Genomic DNA, 24,989 nt, shown 5'->3' with positions numbered 1-24,989 from the left:
AGCGCTCTGCCGATCAGGCCGCCAGGTTGCGGAAGCGGGTGAACTGCGGCTCGAACAGCAGCTTCACCGTGCCCACCGGACCGTTGCGGTGCTTGGTCACGATCACTTCGGTGATGCCGCGATCCGGTGTTTCCGGGTTGTAGTACTCGTCGCGGTAGATCATCAGCACCAGGTCGGCGTCCTGCTCGATCGAGCCCGATTCCCGCAGGTCGCTCAGCATCGGTCGCTTGTTGGTGCGTGCTTCCACACCCCGGCTCAGCTGGGAGAGGGCAATCACCGGCACGTTCAGTTCCCGGGCCATCTGCTTCAGGCCCCGGGTGATGCGCGACAGCTCCTGCACCCGGTTGTCCGAGCCTGAGCCTTCCATCAGCTGCAGGTAGTCGATCATCACCAGCCCCAGCTCCTTGCCCTGTTCGGCCATCAGCCGGCGGCAGAGCGAGCGCATCTCCAGCACGCCGGAGTTGGGTTTGTCATCGATGAAGATCGGCAGTTGCCCAAGGCTGTTGATGCCCTGGCCCAGCAGCGGCCATTCCTCCTGCTGCAGGCGGCCGGTGCGCAGGCGGCCCGCTTCGATGCCCACCTCCATCGAGAGCAGGCGGTAGGTGAGCTGCTCCTTGCTCATCTCCAGAGAGAACAGGCACACCGGCAGGTCGTGCAGCTGGGCCACGTTTTTGGCCAGGTTCAGCACGATCGAGGTTTTGCCCATGGCTGGTCGGCCCGCCACGATGATCAGGTCGCTGCGCTGCAGGCCCTGGGTCATCGCATCCAGGTCGTAGAAATTCACCGGGATGCCGGCCACCGAGGTGCCCAGCGATCGGCTTTCGATCTCCTCAAAGGTCTGGGTGAGGATTTCGGCCGTGGGGGTGAGCCCTTTGGAGGGTTTCTCCTGGCTGATGGCAAAGATCTTCTGCTCCGCCTGGTCCAGCACCTGCTCCATCGGAAGGCTCTGATCAAAGCCCAGCTGGATTACTTCATTGCCGGAGCGGATCAGCTGGCGGCGCAGGAACTTGTCCATCACCAGCCGGGCCACCTGCTCGATCGAGGCGGTGGACGGCACCCGCTCCACCAGCTCCACCAGACGGTTGTTGCCGCCCACTTTCTCCAGGGCGCCGGTGTCGGCCAGCCAGGCGCTCATGGCGGTGAGATCCGTCGGCTTGCCCTGGCCGTGCAGCATCAGGGCGGTGCGGAAGATCTCCCGGTGGGCGTTCAGGTAAAACGCTTCGGGCTGCAGCACATCGGCCACGCGCCCGATCGCATCGGGATCGAGCAGGATGCCGCCCAGCACCGCTTCCTCCGCCTCCAGGTTCTGGGGCGGAAGCGAATCGGGCAGAGCCTCGAAATTAGGCTCATCGTCGCGGCCTTTGCCAAAACCACGGCGTCCCCCATCGTTGTTCTCTGGCAGGGGGACGCTCACCATGGCGGCAGGGCGTGAAGCGAAGGAATCACACTCTGGCTCGAATGAGCCGTTTGAGTGTCAATTGACAGCGATCAGTAGCCGACCACTTCCAGGTTGATTTCAGCGGTGACTTCGCTGTGCAGCTTCACCGTCACGGTGTACTTGCCGGTGCGGTGGATCTCAGGCACCACGATGTCGCGGCGATCGATCTCCTTCTTGGTGGCGGTTTCGATGGCCTCAGCCACGTCACCGTTGGTGACGGTGCCGAACAGCACGTTGTCTTCACCGGTCTGCTTCTTCACGGTGAAGCGACCAATGGTGGAGAGGGCGGTCTTGAAGTCGATGGCTTCCTGCTTCAGGGCGGCCTGACGTTCAGCTTCCTTGGCCCGGCGGTGCTCCACCTGCTTCATCACCGCAGGGGTGAGGGGCACAGCTTTGCCGAAGGGCAGCAGGAAGTTGCGCGCATAACCCGGAGCCACTTCCACCAGGTCTCCGTCCTTGCCGAGGCTGAGGATGTCCTCATTCAGAACGACTTGTACACGCTTAGGCATGGGACCGGTATGAAGGATGGAGACGGGTGCGATCGACCACGTTACGACGTGGCCGGTTGTTGAAGTTTGCTTTGAGCCTCAGGAGGCTCCAGGGACGTAGCGGGCCGTGCGGATCCGGCTGGCCAGTCCGAGGCGCTTGAGCAGGCGCACGTGCTGCCAGGTGAGATCGAACTCAAACCAGCGCAAACCGTGGCGTGCGCTGGCCGGATGGGCGTGATGGTTGTTGTGCCAACCCTCCCCAAAGGAGAGCAGTGCCACCCACCAGCAGTTGCGGGAGAGGTCAGGGCAATCGAAATTGCGGTAGCCGAAGGCGTGGGTGGCGGAGTTCACCAGCCAAGTCACGTGGTACACGACCACGAGGCGCAGAGGAATGGCCCAGAGCACCAGGCCAAGGCCACCGCCGTGCACCTGGGCGACTTCACCGAACCAGTAGAGCCCAAGGCCCAGGGGGATCTGCAGCAGCAGGAACCAGCGGTCGAGCCAGCGGTAGAAGGGGTCGCACTGAAGGTCGCCGGCGTAGCGGTCGAGTTCCTTCAGGGCTGGGATGTCGTGCAGCATCCATTCGCTGTGGGCCCACCACAGGCCACGGCCAGCGTCGTGGTGATCCGTGGGCTGATCCGAGAAACGATGGTGATGGCGGTGCAGACCCACCCATTCGATCGGGCCGCTCTGGCAGGCCAGGGTGCCCATCAGCACCAGGATGCGCTCAACCCACACCGGCACCACCAGGCTGCGGTGCGCCACCAGACGGTGCAGGCCCAGGGTGACGCCCAGCACCGTCATCCAATAGAGAACGCCGAAGGCCACAACGCCCTGCCAGCTCCAGAAGCCCGGCAGCAGCGCCACGGTGGCGAGCACGTGCATCACCAGCATGAAGCTGGTGGTTCCCATCTTGAATTTGCGCTGACGCGCGGGCAGTCGGTCACGCGGTGCCATTACCGCGGCCCGCTGCCGAAGCTCGCGGGTGTCAGCTGTTTGCGAGGAAACCAAGCGGATTCTCCTTGGATTGACAAAGCCGCTCAGACAGGAAAACCAGGGAGCGGATGGTGCCGTTAGTCACAGAAATCTAAAGGAGTTGCCGCATCGCAGCGGCTTCCCGAGTTGTGAATCCTGGCGTTGCCCAGGGTTTAGGAAGGCATGACATCCGTCAGGCAAGTGGTGATCAGTGCGTTTGCGGAGAACCTGATCAACGCGGTGGCGCGGGAGCAGGCCGACCTGGCTGCAGCGAGGACGGCGGCGGTGGAGCAACGCCTGCAGCGCGTGTTGGAGGCCCTGGCGGCGGAGCGCGTTGGTACCCAGCACTTTGCGTCGCTCACCGGTTACGGCCACGGGGATCAGGGGCGTGAGGTGGTGGATCGGGTTTTTGCCCGGGTGCTGGGGGCCGAAGCCGCCGCGGTGCGCCTGCAATTCGTCAGCGGCACCCACGCCATCGCCGCCGCGTTGTTCGGCGTGTTGCGGCCTGGGGATCGTCTGCTTTCGATCACGGGTCGTCCCTACGACACCCTTGAGGAGGTGATCGGTCTGCGCGGCAAGGGCCAGGGTTCCCTGGCGGAATTCGGGGTTGCCTACGACGAAATCGATCTGCAGCCGGATGGGGCGGTGGATGAGACGGCCTTGAACCAGGCCCTGGAGCAGCCCTGCCGGATGGTGCTGATCCAGCGCAGCTGCGGCTACAGCTGGCGTCCGTCGGTCACGGTTGAGCAGATCGCCGGGCTGTGTGAGCGCATCCATGCCCGCCAGCCCGACTGCGTTGTCTTTGTCGACAACTGTTACGGCGAGTTGGTGCAGGAGCAGGAACCGACGGCGGTTGGGGCGGATCTGATCGCTGGATCCTTGATCAAGAACCTCGGCGGCACCATCGCCCCCACCGGTGGCTACATCGCTGGACGGGCCGATCTGGTGGAGCAGGCCTGCTGCCGGCTCACGGCGCCGGGCATCGGCAGTGAGGGCGGCACTGGATTTGACCTGCAGCGGCTGGTGCTCCAGGGGCTGTTCCTGGCACCGCAGATGGTGTCGGAGGCCTTGATTGGTGCTGATCTGGTGGCAGGGGTGTTTGAGCGGCTGGGATTTCCCGTCAATCCAGCGCCCGGGGCCGTGCGCAGCGATTTGATTCAGGCGGTGCGGCTGGGCAGTCCGGACGCCCTCAAGGTGGTGTGCCGTGCCTTCCAGGCGATGTCGCCGATCGGGGCCTACCTCGATCCAGTGCCGGCCTCGATGCCGGGCTATGCCTCGGATCTGGTGATGGCCGGGGGGACCTTCATCGACGGTTCCACCAGTGAATTTTCGGCCGATGCGCCGCTGCGGGAACCGTTCAACCTTTATGTGCAGGGTGGCACCCATCGCGCCCACATCCGCCTGGCCCTCTCCCGTGCGTTGTGTGACCTCAATGCGGCAGGACTGATCAATCTCCCGCAGACTGGGACCACCTGATACTGCCTCGATGGCGTTCGCGTTCCCCGACTCTTTTCGCTTCGCCGATAGCCACGAGTACGCCAATGCCGATGGCGAGCTGGTGCGGGTGGGCATCAGTGCCTTCGCCGTTGATCAGCTGGGCGACATCGTTTTCGTGGATCTACCGGACGTGGGCGACAGCTTGGCGAAGGGCACCAGCTTTGGCTCGGTGGAGTCGGTGAAGGCCGTCGAAGACATGTATGCACCGATTGCCGGTGAGGTGGTGCAACGCAATGAAGCGGTGCTGGCCAGTCCGGAGGAACTGCAGAACGACCCCCACGGTGAGGGCTGGCTGCTGGTGCTGCGTCCGTCGGACCCCGCCGAGCTCGACAGCCTGATGACCGCCGAGGCCTACGGCGCCAAGGTCAACGCCGGCTGACATCAGCGCTGGCTGTCATCAGCATTCGCTCTCATCAGTGCCGGGGCTTCACTCTTACGATCCTCCGGTGGGCTGCTGCATTCGACGTTGACTTCTCCTTTTGCGCAGCGGCACATCGGCCCGAGTGAGGCGGAACAGCTCCGCATGCTCAATGACCTGGGATACAGCGATCTGCAGGAGTTCATCGCTGATGTCGTGCCCGCCGACATCCTTGATCCCAAGTCGCCGGTTGAGGCCTTGCCCGAGGGTTGCGGGGAGGCGGAGGCCCTCCAGCAGCTGAAGCAGTTGAGTGAAACCAACACGCTGCGTCGCTCCCTGATCGGGTTGGGTTACTACGGCACGGCAACCCCGGCCCTGATCCAGCGCCACGTTTTTGAGAATCCGGCCTGGTACACCGCCTACACCCCCTACCAGGCGGAAATCGCCCAGGGTCGTCTGGAGGCCCTGCTCAACTTTCAAACCCTGATCAGTGAGCTCACGGGCTTGCCGATCGCCAACGCGTCGCTGCTTGATGAAGCCACCGCCGCCGCCGAGGCGATGAGCCTCAGCTTAGGGGTGTGCCGTCGCCCTGAAGCGACACGGTTCCTGGTGGATGCCAATGTGCTGCCCCAGACCTGGGCGGTGCTGCAGACCCGCGCCGAACCCCTCGGCATCAGCCTTGAGCGGGTCAACCCGGCCACGGCGCCGATCGATGCGTCGGTGTTTGGTGTCCTGCTGCAGTTGCCCGGTGCTGATGGATGCCTCTGGGATCCATCCGCCGTGATCGAAGCGGCTCACGCTGCCGGTGCCTTGGTCACCGTGGCGATCGATCCCCTGGCGCAGACCCTGATGGCGCCCGTGGGATCCCTCGGGGCCGACATTGCCGTGGGCAGCGCCCAACGCTTGGGGGTGCCGATGGGATTTGGTGGTCCCCACGCCGCCTTCTTCGCCACCGTTGAGGCCTACAAGCGCCAGATCCCGGGCCGTCTGGTGGGGCAGTCCAAGGATGCGGAAGGCCGTTCGGCCCTGCGCTTGGCGCTGCAAACCCGTGAGCAGCACATCCGTCGCGACAAGGCCACCAGCAACATCTGCACGGCCCAGGTGCTGCTGGCCGTGATGGCCTCGTTTTATGCGGTGCACCATGGCCCCGATGGTCTGCAGGCCATCGCCCAGCGCATTGCTGGCCTGCGCAGCCAGTTGGAGCAGGGTCTGCGGGCCCTTGGTTATCCGCTGGAGCTGGCCGATCGCTTCGACACCGTCACCGTGCACTGTGCGTCGGCACCGGCTGTGCACCGCGCTGCCGCAACGGCTGGTTTCAATCTGCGGGTGCTGCCCGATGGTGCTGCGCCGGCGGACGCCACCGGATTCGGCATCAGCCTCGATGAGCTCTCGGATCAACAGGAGCTGCAAGCCCTGCTCGCTCTGTTGGCGGAGGCCTGCGGTCAGGCCACCCCGCAGCTCGAGGCTGAGCAGCTCCCGTCCCTTTCCCTGCCGCAGCGCAGCCAGCCCTGGCTGAGCCAGACGGTTTTTCATCAGTACCGCAGCGAATCAGAGCTGTTGCGCTACATCCAGCGGTTGGTGAGCCGTGATCTCTCGCTGGTGCACGGGATGATCCCGTTGGGCAGCTGCACCATGAAGCTCAACGCCGCCGCTGAGCTGCAGCCGGTGAGTTGGCCTGCGTTTGCGGCCTTGCATCCTTTTGCCCCAGCCGATCAGGCCCAGGGCTATCGCCGTCTGGCCGACGATCTGGAGCAATGGCTTGCCGCCCTGACGGGCTTTGCCGCCGTGTCGTTGCAGCCCAATGCCGGTTCCCAGGGGGAATACGCCGGGCTGCTGGTGATTCGCGCCTGGCACCGCTCCCGCGGTCAAGCCCATCGCGACATCTGTCTGATCCCCACCAGCGCCCATGGCACCAACCCTGCCAGTGCCGTCATGGCCGGCCTCAAGGTGGTGGCTGTCGGCTGTGATGACGAGGGCAACATCGATCAGCAGGATCTGGCGGCGAAGGCGGCCGAGCACGCCGACCGGCTGGCGGCGCTGATGGTCACCTACCCCTCCACCCACGGCGTGTTTGAAACCGGCATCCGTGAGATCTGCTCGGTGGTGCATCGGAACGGCGGGCAGGTGTACCTCGATGGGGCCAACCTCAATGCTCAGGTGGGGCTGTGCCGTCCTGGTGCTTTCGGTGCCGATGTGTGCCACCTCAACTTGCACAAGACCTTCTGCATCCCCCATGGGGGCGGTGGCCCAGGCGTGGGGCCCATTGGTGTTGCGGCGCATCTGGCGCCCTTCCTGCCGGGGCACCCTTTGCAGGCTGGCGCTGCATCGGCCATCGGTCCGGTGTCCGCAGCTGCGCTCGGTAGCGCCAGCATCCTGCCGATCAGCTGGATGTACCTGCGGATGATGGGGGCGGAGGCCCTGCGGCAGGCCAGTGCCGTGGCGTTGTTGTCGGCCAATTACCTGGCCCATCGGCTTGATGCCTCGTACCCCGTGCTGTTTCGCGGCAGCACCGGCCGGGTGGCCCATGAATGCATCCTTGACCTGCGCCCGCTCAAGCGGGATGCGGGGATCGATGTGGATGACATCGCCAAGCGTTTGATGGACTACGGCTTCCATGCGCCCACCGTCAGCTGGCCGGTGGCCGGCACGGTGATGGTGGAACCCACCGAAAGCGAAAGCCTGGCGGAGTTGGATCGTTTCGCCGATGCCCTGGTGGCGATCCGCGAGGAGATTCGCGCCATTGAAACCGGCAGCAGCGACCCTCAGAACAACCCGCTCAAGCGTGCTCCCCACACCCTGGCGGCCGTCTCAGCGGATGACTGGGATCGTCCCTACAGCCGTCAGCAGGCCGCCTTCCCGATGGAGGGGCAGCAGGAGAGCAAGATCTGGCCCGCGGTGGCACGGATTGATAACGCCTTTGGCGATCGCAACCTGGTGTGCACCTGTCCGTCGGTGGAAGCGGTGGCTGTGGCGGCTTGACGCCCTGGTCAAGGGGTTCAGAGCGTGTAAATTTTCACTGAAAGTGGAAAAATTGGTTTGATTCCGTTCATCGCCCTTGCGAGTTCGGTCAAACTGTTCGACAACTGATTCGTCTGTCGGGGGACACCATGGATCGGGACAACAACAAGAAATCTGCGCTCAGCAGCGTTGAAGGGCCTGCCCTTCCTCAACTTCCTGAGGGTCTGGAATCGGCCTTTAATCGCGGTCATGCCTTGTCAATTGAAGGAACCAATGTGATTCGGGTTCCCTTTGGCACGCGCCGTTCCCGTCGCAGCCGCCCCGAGCGGCCCGATCACTGGGCCACCTTGGTGATTCCTTTTCAACCGGTGGGCGATCCCACTCCACCGCCGGCAGCGGCCTGAGTTCAGGCCACGCCGATCTCTGATTCTTCCTGGGCCAGACGCCAGTCCAGCAGGGCTTTGACGTCGGCCAATGAGCAGGTTGGTGTGCGGAAGGGCAGCAATCGCATCGGGCTGCGTTCCGGCCTCACCAGCCAGCTCCGGTTGGTTTGAGGCATCAAAAGAAAGCCGCGGTACCGAACCGAGGCCTCCTGGCCGTTCATGAATCCCATCGCTCTAGGGATTGTTTGGAAGTGACCCCGTCATTTCAGGGCACAAGATCTGGTGTCGCGCACTTGCACCAGATCTTTTCCGGATTGCTTCACGCCAGGGCAAACAGCAGCACATCGGCGCGTTCACCGAGGCCGATCAGCTCGCTTTGTGTTGCTGCGTCCTGGATCAGGCCCACCCCATCGCCCCGCCGCAGCGCCTGCTTGGGGGAGCCTTCACGGTTGAGCGTCAGCTCCCCATCAATCACCTGAAGCCAGAGCCATCGCTCCTTGGCGGCGGGCAATGGCAACTGCTGTTGGCGTTGCGGTTGGGCACGCCAGAGGCGCACGGGACGTTCGATGGCCATCGCATCGCCGGTGGCGTCGGGCTCAATCAGGGGCGTCCAGCCCTCGCCGATGGCGAAGGGTTTCTGCTCATAGGCTGGCTGGATGCCCAGCTGTGCTGGCTCAATCCAGATCTGCAGCAGCCTGCAGGGATCGCCGGTCTGGTTGATTTCGCTGTGCACGATGCCGCTGCCGGCGCTCATCCGCTGCACTTCGCCGGCGTGCAGCACCGCGCTGTTGCCCATCGAGTCGGCATGGGTCAGCGCCCCCTCCACCATCACCGTGATGATTTCCATGTCGCGGTGGGGGTGCATGCCGAACCCCTGGCCTGCAGCAATGGTGTCGTCGTTGATCACCCGCAGGGGGCCGAAGCCCATCCAGTTCGGATCCTGATGGCTGCCGAAGCTGAAGCTGTGCCAGGAATCGAGCCAGTCCAGCTGGCTGTGGAAGCGCTTGTCTGCGGGTCGCAGGATCATGGTTGACGTGGTGGCGTGTTGACCTGTTGGCGGGGCCATCCGGGACATCGAGGTGCTCAGAGTTGGAGGGGTTGCATCTGCAGAAGCCGCTGCACCAGGTCTTTGATGCTGTCGTCCTGGGCTGGTTTGGCGTGGTTGCTCAGCAGCTGACGCCCCACCACCTGGGCCCCGAGGTGGGTGAGCTGGATGCGCAGCGACACCAGCAGTTCCATGCCGCCACCGCCGGAGAAGGTGGCCATGGCGATCGGCCGCCCGTTGAACAGGGATCGGAAGTCGTCGTCGGTCACCGAGAGCCAGGCGATGGCATTGGTGAGCGACGGCGGAATCGAGCCGTTGTATTCCGGGGCGCAGATCACCCATCGCGGTGTTTGGTGCAGCTGGTCGTGCAGGGCGACAAGGTCAGGGCCCGCCCCTGCTGCCTGGACCCGTGGCGTGAACAGGGGTAGGTCGAGCTGGGTGAGATCGATCAGTTCGGCGCTGGCGTTCTGAGCTGCGGCGGCCTGCACGAAGCGTTCCGCCAGCTTGCGGTTCTCGCCATTGCTCGCTGTCAGAACGATGAGATCAGAGGGCATGGAGACGAAGGCTCTTGATGGAATCGTGCAAGGGCATCAGGCTGTTTTCAATTCGGCTTCGCGGTAGGGAACGAAGCTGGCTTTGCGGGCGCCGCAGATCGGGCAGTGCCAATCGTCGGGAATCGCCTCAAACGGCGTGCCTGGGGCGATGCCGGAATCAGGATCCCCCTCGGCGGGGTCGTAGATCATCGAGCACACCTTGCAGATCCACTTGCCCGGGATCGGTTGATCGGCCTGGCCTGCGGTGCCCTTGCCTTGCAGGGCTTCGAGGGCAACGCCATAGGTTTCGGCGTGATGCTGCTCGATCGGGGTCAGCAGGCCGAAGTTCTTGGCGGCGGTGCGGAACAGGCCCGCATGCTCCTTGGATTCGCTGCTTTGCTCGGCGAATTCCGCTGCGGCTCCGCTGTCCCGGTCCTGCCGGGCCTGGGCGGCGAACTCCGGATACATCGTTGTGTACTCGTAGGTTTCGCCTTCAATCGCCAGCTCCAGGCAGCGGCTCAGGATGGCCTGCTTCTCCTCGTCGCTGAGCTGCTCGGGATCGTGCACCACCAACTCAGGGTGCAGCAGGCGGAAGTGGGCGAAGGCGTGTTCCGTTTCCTGCGCTGCGGTGTCACGAAACAACTTGGCCAGGTCCTTGTGGCCCAGCTGTTTGGCCACCTCTGAAAAGAACAGGTACTTGCGGTTGGCCATGCTCTCGCCACCGAAAGCGGCCTCGAGGTTGGCGTGGGTGGAGGGCTTGGAGATGTCCATCGATGGCGCCGGGGATCGTTCCATCAGCCTAGCTCTAACTCATAGTGAGTATGAGTTAGTAGGAAGTTCGGTTTGCCGGCTCAGGCCGTCAGCTCAGTAGTTGGCGCCGCTGCGGCGCTGGTGCACCGCGGTGCTGCCCTCTGGATCAAAAACCCCTCCGTGATCCACTTCGGCATAGATCAGCCAGTGGTCGCCGCATTCCATCCGCTGGCTCACCTTGCCGTCCAGCCAGGCCAGGGCATCCGGCAGCAAGGGCTGTTCGGCGGGGCTGGTGTCCAGCTCAAGGCCTGCAAAGCGATCAGCACCGGGTTCGAACGGTTGCAGGAACTGCTTCATCAGGGCGGTTTCGCGGCCTTCGGCCAGCACGTTCAAGGCGAAGCGATCGCCTTTGTGCAGCAGCGCTTCCACGGCGCGGTCCTTGGCCACGGCCACGGTGATGCCGGGGGGACTAAAGCTGGCCTGGCTCACCCAGCTGGCCACCATGGCGCCGCTCAGCTCCGCTTTGCGGGTGGTGAGCACGCAGAGGGAGCCGATCACACGGCCCAGGGCCAGCACCGCTGGATCGCTGCGGCTTTCGCTCAAGCCCCCTGCACTGCGCCGTTGCGCCCGTTTCTGGCTCTGCAGCAGCTGGCGGGCGAACCGGGTGCCGGTTTCCTCCAGCTCCTTCACCCGGGCGGCATCGGGACTGAACTTCACCCGGATCGGCTCGAAGCCAAAGCTGAAGCCGCCATCCCGCAGCTTCGTTTCCAGCAGGTCCACCGCCTCGCCGCTCCAGCCGAAGCTGCCGAACACCCCCACGGGCTTGCTGCGATCCCCCTCCGCCAACAGGGTGCCCAGGGCTGAGACGATCGGTGTGGGGGCATGGCCCCCCAGGGTGGGTGAGCCGATCAACACGGCATCGGCCTGCTGGATCGTGCTCACCAGTTCATCGGCGGGGGTGAATTCGCAGTTCAAGCTGTTCACCCGGATGCCGGTGCGGCTGACTCCGCGGGCCAGGGCATCGGCAATGGCTGCGGTGTTGCCGTAGGCGCTGGCAAACAGCAAAGCCACCGTCAGGCTGGCGTTCTGCTGGCCTTCGCCCCAGCGGCGGTAGTCATTCAGCAGGCTGCGCCAACTGGCTTCGATGGCCGGGCCATGGCCCGGCGCAATGGTGCGGATGTCGAGTTCTTCGAGCCGTTCCACCAGGGCATCCACCTGACGGGCCATGGGGGCCATCAGGCAGTCGTAGAAGTGCCGGCGTTCTTCTTCGGTGCTGCTGCGGTTGCTTTCGGCCCAGCTGTCCGTGCAGAGGTGGGCACTGAAGAACTTGTCGCTCATCAGCAGGCCCAGGCTTTCCTCGAAGGCCAGCAATCCGCCGGGCCAGCGGGGGGTTGGGGCCGGCAGCAGCATCAAGCTGCGCTGATGGCTGAGCGGAAGCGTTTGCTCCTGGCGGATCACCCGCAAGGGCGGCAGATCGGGCAGTGGTGGTTGCTCGCTCGTCTCACCGGGAGTGGCCGGCTTGCGCTGGCTCCACAGCTCTTCGATCAGCTTGGCGCCGGGGTTGGAGACGATCAGTTCCAGGCCGGCGTAGGCCTCCGCCAGATCCCGCAGCAGGGCAACGCGGTTGGGGTTGACGTGGCCCACCACCACCAGCAGCGGTGCGTCGCTGTTGGGTAGGGCTTCGGCAAGCACCGGCAGAAAGGCCCCGCTGTAGGCCACCCCCGGGGGATGGACCAGTACGGCAGTGGCGCCGTCACCAGCTTCGAATAAAACACTGTTGGCGGTGCTGCCCCGCTCCAGGGCGTATTCCAGTTCGAAGCGGTGCCGTTGAGGGCTCAGACCGCGCAGACCAACGACCCCATCGTCGATCGGCAGCTGGATCGTGCGACGCGTGGTTGCGGTGCTGGTCACGCTCATCTTCGAAGCCAGTTGAATGTAGGCGTGTTGTTGATGGGAGCAGCAGGCCGGTGGCCCAGAGCGTTGTTGTTCTCTCCTCCCAGCTGATCACCACCCTCTCGGCTCTGGCCTATCTGCGCTGGAGAGGCCTCAGGGGGACCCGGCTGGAGGTCGTCTCGCTCTATCGCGACGACCTCAGTCATTCGACCCGGGCCTTCCAGCCGCTGCTGCGGGATCTTGCGGCCCAGGATGGGCATGACTGCCAGTTCATCGCTGAGGACAGCGTGATGATCGAGCCGGATCAACGGGCCTGCAGCCTGTTGCTGCTGCCCCGGTTGGACGATCGCGAAGGCCAGCGGATGCTGCACACCTATCAGGCGTCAGAGGTGGTGGAGCTGGGGGAATCGATTGGGGTTGAGACGCGGCTGTATTCACGGGGTGGGCGTCGGGAACGCCAGCGGATGTTGCGGCGATTGCACTGCGCTGATGGCCAGCCTGTGGTCCGACAGGATCCCCTGATTCCGTTCAATCAGCCTGTCGATCCAGGTCGGCTGCGTTGTTTGCTCGAGCTCTGCGCTGCCTGTCGTGGCGTTTTGGCTGGCGCCACGTCCAGCCATGGCAATCCTGCCGGTGGGGTGATGCTCTGTTTGCCTTACCTCAAGCTGCAGACCTGGCGCTTTCGTTGGCGCTTGATGGGGCGATCCCTGGGCTGGCGCTGGACGCTAGGGATCAAGAACCGGGCCTATTTCCGCCGCGCCATCGGCGCCGCGTTGCGACCTTTGCCCGCCGATGCATCGTTGTGGGTGCAAGCCCATCCCAAGAACGAAACACACCATGGCTTGATCGAACGGCTGGTGGCTCCGCTGCGGTCAGGCAGACCCTGGCAGCTGCTCCCCGCCGATGACCCCCTGGAGGTGCGGCTGTCGACCGGATGGTCGTCTGAAGCGGGTGGATCTTGGCAGCTGCTGGGCTTCGGCACCAACCTCCTGGCCGCCGCGGTGTTTCTGGCGCCCCATCACCGTGGCGTCACGCTCTGCCAGCCGGCGGAGCAGGGTTGGTGGCGGCGTTGCTCAGACCCTTGGCTCAACCGTCGTGAATGGCGGAGAAGCCAGCACGTGGGTGCCTTGCTGAGCAACCTTTTGGATGCTCTGGATCAGCTGCCGGCTCAGTAGTGGTTCCCCACTTTGCGGTGGTGCACCGCCGTGCTGGCCTCGGCATCGGCCACATTGCCCTGCTCCACCACGGCGTAGATGATCCAGTGATCGGGGCCCTCCATCCGTTGTTCCACACGGCAGCCCAGAAATGCCAGGGCATCGGCGAGCACCGGGCCGCCATCGGCGGTTCCCTCCAGCACGTTCACCCCAGCGAAACGATCGGCACCGGGGGGGAAGCGCTTGAGGAAATGGCGCATCAGTTGTTGATGATTGTCCTGCCGTAGAACGTTCAGCACGAAGCGGTCGCCCACCTGCATCAGGGCTTCGATCGCCCGGTCTTTGGCGACGGCGATGGTGAGGCCCGGGGGGGTGAAGCTGGCCTGGCTCACCCAGCTGGCCACCATGGCGCTGCGGCGTTGCGATTCGCCCTCCCCCTGGCTGGCGGTCACCACATAAAGGCCACCGCTGATGCGACCCAGGGCCTTATCGAGGTCGCCATCGAGGCTTTTCATCGCCGCGATCGTCTTTTCTTTGGTCAGCAGCTGGCCGAGGTCGGTGCCCGACTCCTCACAGCGTTGGTAGTCGCTGCCCTGGGGCAGCTGTTTGATCCGCAATGGGCTGAAGGCTGGCTTCTGCCCCTGGCTGCGCAGTTGATCGGCGACGGCGTCGATCGGTTCATCGTTGCCGCCGAAGGCGTCGTACACCCCCACCACTTGTTTGGGATGCAGGGCCGCCAGCAGGGTTCCGATGGAGGCCTGGAGATCCGGCTCCGGTTCAGCGGGCCAGGTCGGCACCACTACGGCTTTGGCATCGCCCACCAGGGCGGTGAGTTCCTGGGGATCGGTGGCCCGCAGGTCCACCAGCTGCACTTGAGCATCCGCTTTGCCGATGCCGTGGGCAATGGCCTGGCTGATCCGATCGGAGAAGCCGTACTGGCTCAGATAACAAACGGCGGCATAGCTCTCGCCTTTGCTGCGCTGGCCGCTCCACTCGTGGTAGTCGCTGATCCAGTGGTTGAGGTGATGCCGCAACAGCGGCCCGTGACCCACCGCGATGGTGTTGATCTCCGGCAGGCCATCCATGCGCTTGAGGGCCTGCAGCACGCTGCGGGCATTGGGGCCCATCAGGCAGTCGTAGTAGAAGCGGAAATCAGGGGCGATGGCGCCGGGGTCGGCGTCGAAGACGTCGTCAGAGCAGTAGTGCAGTCCGAAGGCATCGCAGGTGTAGAGGATGCCGGTGCCGTGATCGAACGAAAAGATTGTGTCCGGCCAGTGCAGGTTCGGAGCACTGAGGAATTCGAAGCGGTGCTGGATGCCGCTCTCGGGGTTGGTGCCGAGATCCAATTCCTCGCCCGACTTAACCGCACGGGATTTGAACGGCCTGTGCACCTGGTCCTTGAGGAACTGCAGGGCCACCTTTGATCCCACGATTTCGATCTCGGGATTGAGATCGATCAGGTCACCGATCAATCCGGAGTGGTCGGGTTCGGTGTGGCTCACGATCAACACATCGATCGCGGTTGGATCGATCTGCTGCTTGAGCAGCGGAATCCAGGTGTCGCGGAACTTGGCGTGGCTGGTGTCGATCAGGGCGGTGCGTTCTCCCCGCACCAGGAAGGCGTTGTAGGTGGTGCCGTTGCGCAGGCCGAATTCAATGTCGAAGCGGCTGCGGTCCCAGTCGAGGGAGCGGATCGTGGTGGTGTCGGCGGCGATGGCCTCGCACTGCAGCGACAGCTTCGGAGCAGCGGGAGCAACGACCATGAAACCGACCGTGACGGAAGTCGACTCTACGGAGATTCAGCGGGGCAAAGCGGCGGAGACTGGTATCAACTGCAACCTTGTGATGGCGTCATCGACGCTGCGACGCAGCATTGGACCCGGGATCCTCTTGGCCGGTGCCTGCATTGGTGGATCCCACTTGATGTCGTCCACCACGGCGGGAGCCCGATTCGGCTTTGCGCTGGTGGGCCTGATCTTGCTCACCAATCTGATCAAGTACCCATTCCTGCGCGTGGGCACCCGCTTCACAGCGGCCACCGGACTGTCGCTGCTGGAGGGGTTCCAGAAACGCAATCCCCTCTACCTGCCGCTGTACCTGGTGGTGAGCCTGGTCACCGGCACCTTCACCATCGCGGCGGTGAGTTTTGTGGCGGGGCTGCTGCTCACCAACATTCCTTTGCTGGCGGGGCTGGACCCCTATGGACTGTCCATCGCCGTGCTGGTGGTGAGTGGCCTGGTGCTGCTGCTGGGGCACTACCGAGCGCTCGACCGTCTCTCCAAGCTGTTGGTGGTGCTGCTCACTGTGCTTACGGGAATCGCGGCTGCATCGCTGCTGATCCGGGGTCCCGTCGGGAATGTGGCGGCCAGTTGGGTCAGCACGGATCCCAGCCCCTGGACCCTGGCCAACCTGGCCTTCCTGATTCCCCTGATGGGCTGGATGCCCGGACCGGTGGAGATGTGCGTGTGGCCATCGTTGTGGATGTTCTCCCGGGCGCGCGACACCGAGCACACCGCAACGCCGAAGGAGGCCGAGTTCGATTTCAACCTCGGCTATGGCGTCACCGTGGTGACGGCCATGTTCTTTGTGATCCTGGGCGCCTACACGATGTACGGCAGTGGAGACGGAATGCTGGCCGGCAGTGGCGTCTCCTTCGCCCAGAAGCTGATCAAGCTCTACACCGCCGCCATGGGTGGTTGGGCGGCCTGGGTGATCATCCCGGCGGCCTTTTCCGCCATGTTCAGCACCACCCTCACCTGCCTCGATGCCTATCCCCGCAGCATTGCGGCGATCCAGGGGCTGCTGCGTCATCACGACAGTGGAGATTCAGCGCCGGGGCCCATGCAGCGTCGCTTCGACATCTGGGTGATCGTGCATTTCCTGGCCGCTGTGCTGGCGCTGGTGCTGGCCAAGAGCGGCGGGATCGGTGTGAAGGATTTTGTTTTCGGGGCGATGACCGGCAGTTTCCTCACCGCTCCTCTGTTCGCCTGGATGGCGATGGACACGATCAACAGCCCCTTGGTTCCAGTGGAGCACCGTTATGGGCGGCTCACCCAGGCCTTCTGCTGGTTCGGTCTGGTGTTTTTCAGTGGCTTCAGCCTGCTGTTCATCGGCCGTTTCTTCCTTGGCTTCGGCGGCTGATTCCGCCCTGGCTTCAACAAAAAACCCCTGCCGTGGGCAGGGGTTGGGCTTCCGTTCTTCTTGTCTTGGTGTGTTGGGCTTGTCCAGCCCAAGGCTTTCAGTGATCAGGTTCTGATTCAGGACCTGATCAGCTCTCCACCTTCACTGAGACGCTGGTGTGTTCCACCGCTTTGCCGGCGTTGATTTCAAGAATGCCGTCCCGATAGCTGGCCTTGAGCTGGTCGCGATCGAGGCTCTGGGGGAAACGGAAGCTGCGGCTCCAGGTGCCGCTGCGGAATTCGCTCAGCAGCGGTGCGTTGCTGTCATCGCTGCCTGTGGCTGGGCGTTCGGCGCTGATCACCAGGTTGCGATCGGTGGCCTTGACATCGATCGAGTTGCGGTCCACCCCGGGCAGTTCCAGTTGCACGGTGTAGCTGGTCTCGGTTTCGCGGATTTCGGCGTTGGGAACGCGCTCAGCGGTGGCCATTTGCTGCTCGAGTCGCTCGAACAGATCGAAGGGGGATTGGCGAAGGGTCAGCATGATGATGGCTCCGAAGAATGAACATCTGCGGACTGGGTTGATCGCCCGCCATCACAATCTGCGCCGCTTGGATGAGAACCAGAAGGGTGAGAACCGTCCGTTTGGATTCGGTCTCTACCACCAGGTTCGGCTGGCACCACAGGGATGGTGTTGAAACCGAATCTCCTTAAAGCCACCACCAGTCGCTGAAGCAGGCCGCCTGTCCGCAGACCCGCTCTTCTGCATCCCAGAGGGTCCAGATCCGGGCCTTGTTGATCATGAACCGCCGCCCTTTGCGGCTGATGCGAATGCCTCGATAGTTCTGTACTGCATCGAGGCGTTTGGCCTGGCCCAGGGCGCTGCTGCGTTCCGCCCGTTCGCTGTCCGGAGCGGTGAGCCGTGAGGGCATGCCGATCAGCTCATCCCAGCGGGTTTCCCACAGCTGCAGGGCCGCAGCGTTGGCGTAACTGAGCTCGGGATCCTGCTCCGTGCCGTGGGCCAGCACCGGAAAGCCGCAGGCGAACAGGTTCTGGCAGATCAGCCGCCTTGAGTGCCCCGGTTGGTGAGTGGCGATCAGCGGCCTGCTGAAGGCCCGTTGATGCGATTCCAGCAGCACTCCGGCGAGCTCTTGTTTGTTGGTGGTGAGCCAGGCGGCTTCGCTGGCCATGGCCCCCCTCCGCCTCAGCTGCCGGCTGCCATGGCCTGCAGCATCGCCTTCTGGGCACTGGCCTGGCCATGGGCCTTGAGGTTGCTCAGGAAGGTGCTGCGCGCATCGGCGAAGCGGGGGTCTTCGGCCAGCGGCAGCTCTCCGGCGGCATCGAGGCCCGTGTCGCCCTCCATGGCTGGGGTGATCACCACTAGGTCGCCATCGAGGCTGCGGTTGTAGCGCCACCACAGGGCCGGGTCCTGTATGGCCGCATGGGGTGGCAGCGCTGTTGCCTCTTGAGGTGTGCTGGCTGTGTTCGCTTCCTTGGCTGCCGCCGCCCGCTCGGCCAGGGCCTTGCGCCGGTGTTCCGCCAGATCTTCCAGCAGCCGAGCCCGGTTGCGGCCCCGCAGTTGGAACAGCACGAAGGGGTCTTCACTGAAGCGATCCCCCATCAGGAAATACACCGCGCTGATGTGTTTGCAGGGGTTGGCTTTATCGGGGCAGCTGCACTCGCTGCGCACCTCCTGCAACTTGAACGGGAACAGGCGTTTGCCGCTGGCGGCGAAGGCCCGTTCGATGTCGGAGGGCATGATCCCCGCCAGCAGCTGGGCCGACCAGCGGGCTTTCTGAGTCAGCGCTTCCAGCACATAGCCCCAGTCCTCATCGTTGAGCACATCCAGCCAGAGCTTCACCTTGTACGGCGCTTCATCGGTGCCCTGGACGCGGGCATGCACGCGGCGGCCTTCGAAGCGGATCGAGGTCACATGGCCTTCGCGGGCGTACCCCCAGGCTCGCTCCAACCGTTTCTTGAAGCGGTAGCCGTTGATCAGCTCCATCCACTGCTCGACCCACCAGGGCTGTTGGCCCAGGCCGTCGTCGCCGATGGCGGTGATGCCGTTGCTGCTGCCGTTGCTGAGGGTCATGGTCAGGTGTCCTCCAAAGAAACGAGATCGCGCAATTGATCGCCACCGAGGCTTCCCAGCCAATCTTCGCCGGAGCCGATCACATCTTCGGCCAGGCGTGATTTCTCGCGGATCATGCGATCGATCTTTTCCTCCACCGAGCCGCTGGTGATGAATTTGTGCACCATCACCCGGTTGGTCTGGCCGATCCGATAGGCCCGGTCGGTGGCCTGGTTCTCCACGGCTGGGTTCCACCAGCGGTCGATGTGGAACACGTGGCTGGCCCGGGTGAGGTTGAGGCCCACACCACCTGCTTTCAACGAGAGCAGGAACAGCTGCGGACCGCGGGGATCCTCCTGGAAGCGATCCACCATCGCCTGGCGCTCGCTCTTGCGGGTGCCGCCGTGCAGGAAGGGAACTTCCGATTTCCAGCGCTGCTGCATCCAGGCCTGCAGCAGATGCCCCCATTCGGCGAACTGGGTGAACAGCAGGGCCCGATCGCCCGCTTCGATCACCTCATCGAGGATTTCCTCCAGCCGCTGCAGCTTGGCCGAACGGCCCAGGAAGCCATCGTCCACGGCTCCTTCGCTCAGGGCCAGGGCGGGATGGTTGCAGATCTGTTTCAGTCGGGTGAGCAGGGCCAGCACCTGCCCGTGGCGCTGCCCGCGCGGCGCCCGGGCAATGGCATCGAGGGTGTCTTCCACGGTCTTGCTGTACAGGGATTTCTGCTCCTTGCTCAACCCCACCCATTCGCTCAGCTCCACCTTCTCCGGCAGATCGGAAATGATCGTTTTGTCGGTTTTCAGCCGGCGCAGGATGAACGGACCCACGCGGCCTTTGAGGTCCCGCAGGGACGACATGTCGCCATACCGCTCAATCGGCATCCGATAGCGCTGGCGGAAGAAGTCCTCTTCCCCCAGCACCTTGGGGTTGAGGAAGTCCATCAAGGCCCACAGCTCGCTCACCCGGTTCTCCACTGGGGTGCCGGTGAGGGCGATGCGGAAGCGGTTGCTCTTGCTGCGGCCGGTGCGGGCCAGATCCCGGGCGGCTTGGCTCTGCTTGGCGCCAGGGTTCTTGATCGCCTGGGCTTCGTCAATCACCACCCCCTGCCAGTCCTGGGTTTCCAGCAGTTCGCTGTCCCGCTGCAGCAGCCCGTAGCTGGTGAGCACCAGATCCACCTCCTTCAACGCTTTCTTGAGTTCAGCCGGTGTGGAGGGGCGGCGGGGGCCGTAATGCTCGGTGACCGTCAACTCCGGGGTGAAGGATTCCGCCTCCCGTCGCCAGTTGGTGAGCACAGATGTGGGGGCCACCAGCAGCACCGGGCGTTTCAGTTCCTGCTCCGCTTTGAGGTGCTGCAGAAACGCCAGCAACTGAATGGTTTTGCCCAGGCCCATGTCGTCAGCCAGGCAGGCCCCTTGATCGAAGCGGTGCAGGAAGGCGAGCCAGCCGAGGCCCCGCTCCTGATAGGGCCGCAGCTGACCGCTGAATCCTTCCGGGGCCGGCAAGGGGTCGGGGGCCTTCTGCTGGTGGTATTGCTCCAGCACCGATTGCAGCCGTGGGCCGGCGTCGAAACGGTGCACCGGCATCCGCATCAACAGTTCCCCTTCCGTCCCCGTCAGCCGCAACGCGTCGTCGAGGCTCAGTTCAGGTTTTGCCCCGCAGAAGCGTTCGGCATTTTTGAGGTCGTTGGGCCGCAGTTCGATCCAGGCCCCCTTGTGGCGCACCAGAGGGCTGCGCTTGCCGCTCAGGCGCTCCAGTTCCCGCAGGGTGAGCGTCACCCCGCCGATCATCAGATCCCACTCCCAGTCCAGACACTCACCCAACGTGAAACCGCTCGAGCGTTCGGGCAGTTCCGCTTTGATCGAGAGGCCCAGTCGGCTGGCCAGGCCACCGGAGAGGCTGGGCGGCAGCTCCACCCCCACGCCGGCATCCCGTAGCTGCCGGGCGGCCGTGCGCACCAGCACGAAGGCCTCGGCCGGGGTGAGCTGCATCGTTTCAGGTGTGGCGCTCTCCAGACCCCGCTCAATGGCCGGAAACACGCTCAGGGCGCGACCCATACCTTCCAGCAGCACTTCACCCGGTTGGTCCACCCGGATTTCTCCAAGCTGTAGCGGTTCCGCACCAGCCGCCCAGGCCGCGGCGGCCGGGAGCTTCAGGCTGGGGTCAGCTTCCGCCTGCAGCCCGAAGCGCAGCTCCCAGAGATCCTCCCCATCCGGTGGGGTGTGCAGTTCCAGGCAGGTGCGGGCCGCAGCAAAACCGCCGGCGATCCCTTCCCTCCAGTGATGGCTGGCGGTGGCCAGGCGTTCAGCCTCTTCATCACCGATCTCGATCACCCCGGTCTCCGACCCCAGGGCCTCCTGCCAGAGGGTCAGCAGGGGATCGAGTCCATCAGTGGATGGTTCAAAGTCCTTGCGCAGCTGCGCGTCCACCAGGTCTTCCAGCAGCGTCGCCACCCGCAGGCGTCCGCTGCGGGGCCGGCAGCTGGCCACAGGGTTGGCGGCCCGCATGGCCTCCGGTCGCAACCGGGTGGTGCGGTTGCTGCGGCGCCCCAGGGGTTCACGCCAGGGCAAGGCGCAGGTGGCCACCAGGGGCAGGCTGGCCGCCAGATCCTCCAGTCGGCGTCGGTCTTCTTCCCGGTTGAGCAAGGGCACCCAGCGGGCCCTATGGGGATATCCCTCGCCTTTGCTGAGCTCCATCTGGGGAATCCAGCGGCCCCGGGCCACCAGGCTCAGGGCCCAGCGCTGCAGATGGCTCCACCAGCGCAGTTCGTCAGCCAGGTCTGGATTGGTGCCGGAGAGGGGCAACCGGGACAGCCACTCCGTGGCCGCTGATGGTTCCACCGCGAGCCCTTGCACCTGCCAGGGCCACCATTCGGTTTGCTTGGGGATCGGTTCGCCGGCCTGCATTGGTAGCCCGGTCCAGCCCGGTGGTTCCGGCGTTGGCTCCTCTTTTTTGCTGCGGCTTTTGCGCGGCTTTACCGTGCGGCTCGGCAGGGTGAGACAGGCCGTGGCATCAATGCAGCCGCCTGGCAAAAGGTCGCGTTCGCTCAGCCAGGCCCTGAGGTCGTCATGGCTGAGGGTGAACGGGTGCAGCGCGGGGGTGAGGCCGGGGCCTTCCGGTGTGGCCACCCGCCAGGTGTCAGCCCAAACGAGCAGTGCCGGTTGACCGGAACTGCTGGAGGTGCGGATGGCGGGAAGCCAGGTGGCGTGCAGCAGGCTCATGGCCGCGACGCGGGCAGGAAGCGGAGGGTGCCGTGGAGCAGGAGAGCACTGCCGATCAACGGCAGCCAGGCCTTAAGTAGCTCCAGTACTAATGATGCCAGGCCATCGACCTGCCAGTTGTCAAGGGGTAGGGGCATGCCGAGGCTGCGCAACCCGCAGACCGCCCCCACCAGACCCGCCTGCAGATGCCCGTCATCAGGGTCCACCCGTTGCAGGTGGAAGGCCAGCAGGCCGTAAAAGAGGCCACAACCGCCCGAACGCACCGCAGCTTCCAGACCCCAGGGCAAGCTCAGCAGCCCTGCGCTGATGCCGGCAGCCAGCGCCCAACCGATCGACTGCAGCCGCAGTCGCTGGCGAATCTCGGGATCACTGGGTGGAACGGCCACGGGCGCCGGCGGTTCAAAGGCGATCATGACGGCAGGATCCCCCTTTCCTGTCATGGTTGCCGCCGCATCGTCGTCTTCTGCAGCGTCTGCACCGCGCAGTGGGGAGGAGATCCGTGAGGCTTTCCTCAACTTCTACGCCGAGCGCGGCCACAAGCGGATGGCCAGCGCCTCATTGATTCCCGACGACCCAACGGTGCTGCTCACCATTGCGGGAATGCTGCCGTTCAAGCCGGTGTTTCTGGGCCAGCAGGAGCGCCCCGCGCCCCGGGCCACCAGTTCGCAGAAGTGCATCCGCACCAACGACATCGAGAACGTGGGGCGCACGGCTCGGCATCACACCTTTTTCGAGATGCTCGGCAACTTCTCGTTTGGGGATTACTTCAAGCAGCAGGCGATTGAGTGGGCCTGGGAGCTCAGCACCGGTGTTTACGGCATCGACCCCAAGAACCTGGTGGTGAGCGTCTTCCGGGAAGACGACGAAGCCGAGCAGATCTGGCGCGATGTGGTGGGGGTGAACCCCAAGCGGATCATCCGCATGGATGAGGCCGACAACTTCTGGGCCTCCGGCCCCACCGGCCCCTGTGGCCCCTGCTCGGAGATCTATTACGACTTCAAACCCGAGCTCGGGGATGAGGGCATCGATCTCGAGGACGACGACCGTTTCATCGAGTTCTACAACTTGGTGTTCATGCAGTACAACCGCGACGCGGAGGGCACCCTCACGCCGCTGGCCAACCGCAACATCGACACCGGCATGGGCCTTGAGCGGATGGCTCAGATCCTGCAGAAGGTTCCCAACAACTACGAAACTGATCTGATCTTCCCGCTGATCCAAGCGGCCGCGGATCTGGCGGGGGTCGATTACCACCAGCTCAACGACAAGGGCAAGACGTCGTTGAAGGTGATCGGCGACCACAGCCGTGCGGTGACGCAGCTGATCTGCGATGGCGTTACCGCTAGCAACCTGGGTCGCGGCTACATCCTGCGGCGTCTGCTGCGCCGGGTGGCGCGCCATGGCCGCCTGCTGGGCATCGACAAACCCTTCCTCGTCACCATGGGCGAGGCGGCGATTGCCCTGCTGAAGGGGGCCCACCCCAGCGTGATCGAGCGCCAGGAGGTGATCCTGGCCGAGCTCCAGCGGGAGGAAGCCCGCTTCCTCGAGACCCTTGAGCGCGGCGAGAAGTTGCTGGCGGAGGTGCTGGCCTCCAAGCCCACCCAGATCAGCGGTGCCCAGGCCTTCGAGCTGTACGACACCTATGGCTTCCCGTTGGAGCTCACCCAGGAGATCGCCGAGGAGCAGGGCCTGGCCGTTGACCTCGATGGCTTCGAGGCGGCGATGGAGGAACAGCGCCAGCGGGCCAAGGCGGCCGCGGTGAGCATCGACCTCACCCTGCAGGATGCGATCGACCAGGTGGTGGCGGATCAGGCGGCCACCTGTTTCGAGGGCTATGAAGCCCTCGATCACGCCTCCTGTGTGCAGGCGTTGGTGGTGAACGGTGAACCAGCCAGCACCGCCAAGGCGGGCGATGCGGTTCAGGTGGTGCTCGACACCACGCCGTTCTATGGAGAGGGCGGCGGTCAGGTGGGCGATCGCGGCGTGCTTGCGGGCAGCGATCTGATTGTTCGGATTGAGTCGGTGAGCCGCAGCCGCGATGTCTTCGTCCATGCCGGGCGGGTGGAACGCGGCGAGATCGCCTTGGGCGACACCGTGAAGGCCCAGGTGGACCGTGCCTGCCGGCGTCGGGCCCAGGCGAATCACACCGCCACCCACCTGCTGCAGGCAGCGCTCAAGCAGGTGGTGGATCCAGGCATCGGCCAGGCCGGATCACTGGTGGATTTCGATCGCCTGCGTTTCGACTTCCACTGCCCTACGGCGGTGACGGCGGATCAGTTGCAGCAGGTTGAAACCCTGATCAACGGTTGGATCAACGAGGCCCATGCGCTGCAGGTGCAGGAGATGGCGATCGACCAGGCCAAGGCGGCCGGTGCCGTGGCGATGTTCGGTGAGAAGTACGCCGATGTGGTGCGGGTGGTCGACGTGCCCGGTGTGTCGATGGAGCTCTGCGGCGGCACCCACGTGGCCAACACCGCTGAGATCGGCCTGTTCAAGATCGTGGCGGAAAGTGGCGTTGCGGCCGGCATCCGCCGGATTGAAGCCGTCGCTGGTCCCGCTGTGCTCGCCTATCTGAACGAGCGCGATGCAGTGGTGAAGCAGCTGGGGGATCGCTTCAAGGCCCAGCCGGCCGAGATCGTGGATCGTGTGGCGGCCCTTCAAGAGGAACTCAAGTCCACCGGTAAGGCACTGGCCGCGGCTCAGGCGGAACTGGCGGTGGCGAAAGCCGGCGCTCTGGCCGCGAAGGCCGAGGCCGTGGGCGACTTCCAACTGCTGGTGGAACGCCTCGACGGCGTGGATGGCGCTGGTTTGCAGGGTGCAGCCCAGAGCCTGGCGGATCAGCTGGGGGATGGTGCGGCCGTGGTGATCGGCGGTCTGCCGGATCCCGGCGACATGGGCAAGGTGATCCTGGTGGCGGCCTTCGGCAAGCAGGTGATCGCTGCCAAGCTCCAGGCCGGCAAGTTCATCGGTGCCATCGCCAAGTTGTGTGGCGGCGGCGGTGGTGGACGCCCGAATCTGGCTCAGGCCGGTGGGCGCAACGGGGCTGCTCTGGATGGCGCCCTGGCGGAGGCTCGTCAGCAGCTGAGCGAAGCACTGAAGGATTGATCA

Annotated in this window: 21 protein-coding genes; 7 read left to right on the top strand and 14 right to left on the bottom strand. The window is 64.5% G+C overall.

What is annotated here, in order from left to right; genetic code table 11:
• Positions 1 to 13: 13 nt before the first annotated feature.
• The 3 genes from dnaB to SynRS9907_RS13240 all read right to left on the bottom strand — a co-directional run bounded on the left by dnaB (position 14) and on the right by SynRS9907_RS13240 (position 2,883).
• Positions 14 to 1,417, bottom strand: coding sequence for a replicative DNA helicase (gene dnaB / locus SynRS9907_RS13250; protein WP_115081281.1), 1,404 nt, complete (start codon positions 1,415 to 1,417; stop codon positions 14 to 16).
• A gap of 71 nt (positions 1,418 to 1,488) precedes the next feature.
• Positions 1,489 to 1,947 carry a 50S ribosomal protein L9 gene (rplI, locus tag SynRS9907_RS13245; protein WP_114987727.1) on the bottom strand — a complete coding sequence of 153 codons (459 nt, stop codon included), beginning with the start codon at positions 1,945 to 1,947 and terminating at the stop codon, positions 1,489 to 1,491.
• A gap of 78 nt (positions 1,948 to 2,025) precedes the next feature.
• Positions 2,026 to 2,883 (bottom strand): fatty acid desaturase, encoded by an 858-nt coding sequence (locus SynRS9907_RS13240; RefSeq protein WP_255445925.1) that lies wholly within the window; start codon positions 2,881 to 2,883, stop codon positions 2,026 to 2,028.
• A gap of 201 nt (positions 2,884 to 3,084) precedes the next feature.
• Between SynRS9907_RS13240 and SynRS9907_RS13235 the strand changes: the two genes are divergently transcribed.
• From SynRS9907_RS13235 to SynRS9907_RS13220, 4 genes are all read left to right on the top strand, one after another.
• Positions 3,085 to 4,377, top strand: coding sequence for a methionine gamma-lyase family protein (locus tag SynRS9907_RS13235; RefSeq protein WP_188021341.1), 1,293 nt, complete (start codon positions 3,085 to 3,087; stop codon positions 4,375 to 4,377).
• A 10-nt stretch (positions 4,378 to 4,387) separates the two neighbouring features.
• Complete coding sequence (gcvH, locus tag SynRS9907_RS13230; protein WP_188021340.1) at positions 4,388 to 4,777, top strand: glycine cleavage system protein GcvH; 390 nt, start codon at positions 4,388 to 4,390, stop codon at positions 4,775 to 4,777.
• An 87-nt stretch (positions 4,778 to 4,864) separates the two neighbouring features.
• Positions 4,865 to 7,735, top strand: coding sequence for an aminomethyl-transferring glycine dehydrogenase (gene gcvP, locus SynRS9907_RS13225; protein ID WP_188021339.1), 2,871 nt, complete (start codon positions 4,865 to 4,867; stop codon positions 7,733 to 7,735).
• Positions 7,736 to 7,863: 128 nt separating this feature from the next.
• The gene (locus SynRS9907_RS13220; protein ID WP_188021338.1) at positions 7,864 to 8,118 is read left to right on the top strand and encodes a hypothetical protein; all 255 of its coding nucleotides are present in this window, start codon (positions 7,864 to 7,866) and stop codon (positions 8,116 to 8,118) included.
• A 2-nt stretch (positions 8,119 to 8,120) separates the two neighbouring features.
• Here the strand turns inward: SynRS9907_RS13220 and SynRS9907_RS13215 are convergent, their stop codons facing one another.
• From SynRS9907_RS13215 to SynRS9907_RS13195, 5 genes are all read right to left on the bottom strand, one after another.
• Positions 8,121 to 8,327, bottom strand: a complete 207-nt coding sequence (locus tag SynRS9907_RS13215; protein WP_011365459.1) for a hypothetical protein — start codon at positions 8,325 to 8,327, stop codon at positions 8,121 to 8,123.
• 89 nt (positions 8,328 to 8,416) lie between these two features.
• Positions 8,417 to 9,172: a pirin-like bicupin family protein gene (locus tag SynRS9907_RS13210; RefSeq protein ID WP_188021337.1), complete on the bottom strand. Its 756-nt coding sequence runs from the start codon at positions 9,170 to 9,172 to the stop codon at positions 8,417 to 8,419.
• Positions 9,173 to 9,180: 8 nt separating this feature from the next.
• Entirely contained in the window at positions 9,181 to 9,696 is a 516-nt protein-coding gene (locus SynRS9907_RS13205) for an NADPH-dependent FMN reductase (protein WP_188021336.1), read from the bottom strand.
• 36 nt (positions 9,697 to 9,732) lie between these two features.
• On the bottom strand, positions 9,733 to 10,446 hold the full coding sequence (locus SynRS9907_RS14155; protein ID WP_188022493.1) for a rubrerythrin family protein: 714 nt from the start codon (positions 10,444 to 10,446) through the stop codon (positions 9,733 to 9,735).
• A 93-nt stretch (positions 10,447 to 10,539) separates the two neighbouring features.
• Positions 10,540 to 12,342, bottom strand: a complete 1,803-nt coding sequence (locus tag SynRS9907_RS13195; protein WP_188021335.1) for a diflavin flavoprotein — start codon at positions 12,340 to 12,342, stop codon at positions 10,540 to 10,542.
• A 50-nt stretch (positions 12,343 to 12,392) separates the two neighbouring features.
• Between SynRS9907_RS13195 and SynRS9907_RS13190 the strand changes: the two genes are divergently transcribed.
• Entirely contained in the window at positions 12,393 to 13,493 is a 1,101-nt protein-coding gene (locus SynRS9907_RS13190) for a hypothetical protein (RefSeq protein ID WP_188021334.1), read from the top strand.
• Here SynRS9907_RS13190 and SynRS9907_RS13185 read toward each other — a convergent pair.
• Entirely contained in the window at positions 13,487 to 15,235 is a 1,749-nt protein-coding gene (locus SynRS9907_RS13185; RefSeq protein WP_188021333.1) for a diflavin flavoprotein, read from the bottom strand. The two genes, SynRS9907_RS13190 and SynRS9907_RS13185, sit on opposite strands and share 7 nt — an antisense overlap.
• Before the next feature lie 82 nt (positions 15,236 to 15,317).
• On the opposite strand from SynRS9907_RS13185, the gene SynRS9907_RS13180 reads away from it, so the two are divergent.
• Complete coding sequence (locus SynRS9907_RS13180) at positions 15,318 to 16,613, top strand: NRAMP family divalent metal transporter (RefSeq protein ID WP_188022492.1); 1,296 nt, start codon at positions 15,318 to 15,320, stop codon at positions 16,611 to 16,613.
• Between the two features lie 127 nt (positions 16,614 to 16,740).
• Here the strand turns inward: SynRS9907_RS13180 and SynRS9907_RS13175 are convergent, their stop codons facing one another.
• The 5 genes from SynRS9907_RS13175 to SynRS9907_RS13155 all read right to left on the bottom strand — a co-directional run bounded on the left by SynRS9907_RS13175 (position 16,741) and on the right by SynRS9907_RS13155 (position 22,294).
• Complete coding sequence (locus tag SynRS9907_RS13175) at positions 16,741 to 17,133, bottom strand: Hsp20/alpha crystallin family protein (RefSeq protein WP_188021332.1); 393 nt, start codon at positions 17,131 to 17,133, stop codon at positions 16,741 to 16,743.
• Between the two features lie 166 nt (positions 17,134 to 17,299).
• Complete coding sequence (locus SynRS9907_RS13170; RefSeq protein ID WP_188021331.1) at positions 17,300 to 17,779, bottom strand: MEKHLA domain-containing protein; 480 nt, start codon at positions 17,777 to 17,779, stop codon at positions 17,300 to 17,302.
• A gap of 14 nt (positions 17,780 to 17,793) precedes the next feature.
• Positions 17,794 to 18,681 (bottom strand): SWIM zinc finger family protein, encoded by an 888-nt coding sequence (locus tag SynRS9907_RS13165; RefSeq protein WP_188021330.1) that lies wholly within the window; start codon positions 18,679 to 18,681, stop codon positions 17,794 to 17,796.
• 2 nt (positions 18,682 to 18,683) lie between these two features.
• The gene (locus SynRS9907_RS13160; protein WP_188021329.1) at positions 18,684 to 21,881 is read right to left on the bottom strand and encodes a DEAD/DEAH box helicase; all 3,198 of its coding nucleotides are present in this window, start codon (positions 21,879 to 21,881) and stop codon (positions 18,684 to 18,686) included.
• The gene (locus SynRS9907_RS13155) at positions 21,878 to 22,294 is read right to left on the bottom strand and encodes a hypothetical protein (protein ID WP_188021328.1); all 417 of its coding nucleotides are present in this window, start codon (positions 22,292 to 22,294) and stop codon (positions 21,878 to 21,880) included. Before SynRS9907_RS13155 ends, SynRS9907_RS13160 begins: the two co-directional genes overlap by 4 nt.
• A 25-nt stretch (positions 22,295 to 22,319) precedes the next feature.
• Between SynRS9907_RS13155 and alaS the strand changes: the two genes are divergently transcribed.
• The gene (gene alaS, locus SynRS9907_RS13150) at positions 22,320 to 24,986 is read left to right on the top strand and encodes an alanine--tRNA ligase (RefSeq protein WP_188021327.1); all 2,667 of its coding nucleotides are present in this window, start codon (positions 22,320 to 22,322) and stop codon (positions 24,984 to 24,986) included.
• Positions 24,987 to 24,989: the final 3 nt, after the last annotated feature.

This window comes from Synechococcus sp. RS9907, from assembly GCF_014279615.1.
GTDB lineage: Bacteria > Cyanobacteriota > Cyanobacteriia > PCC-6307 > Cyanobiaceae > Parasynechococcus.
This window is presented reverse-complemented; position numbering and strand designations above follow the sequence as displayed.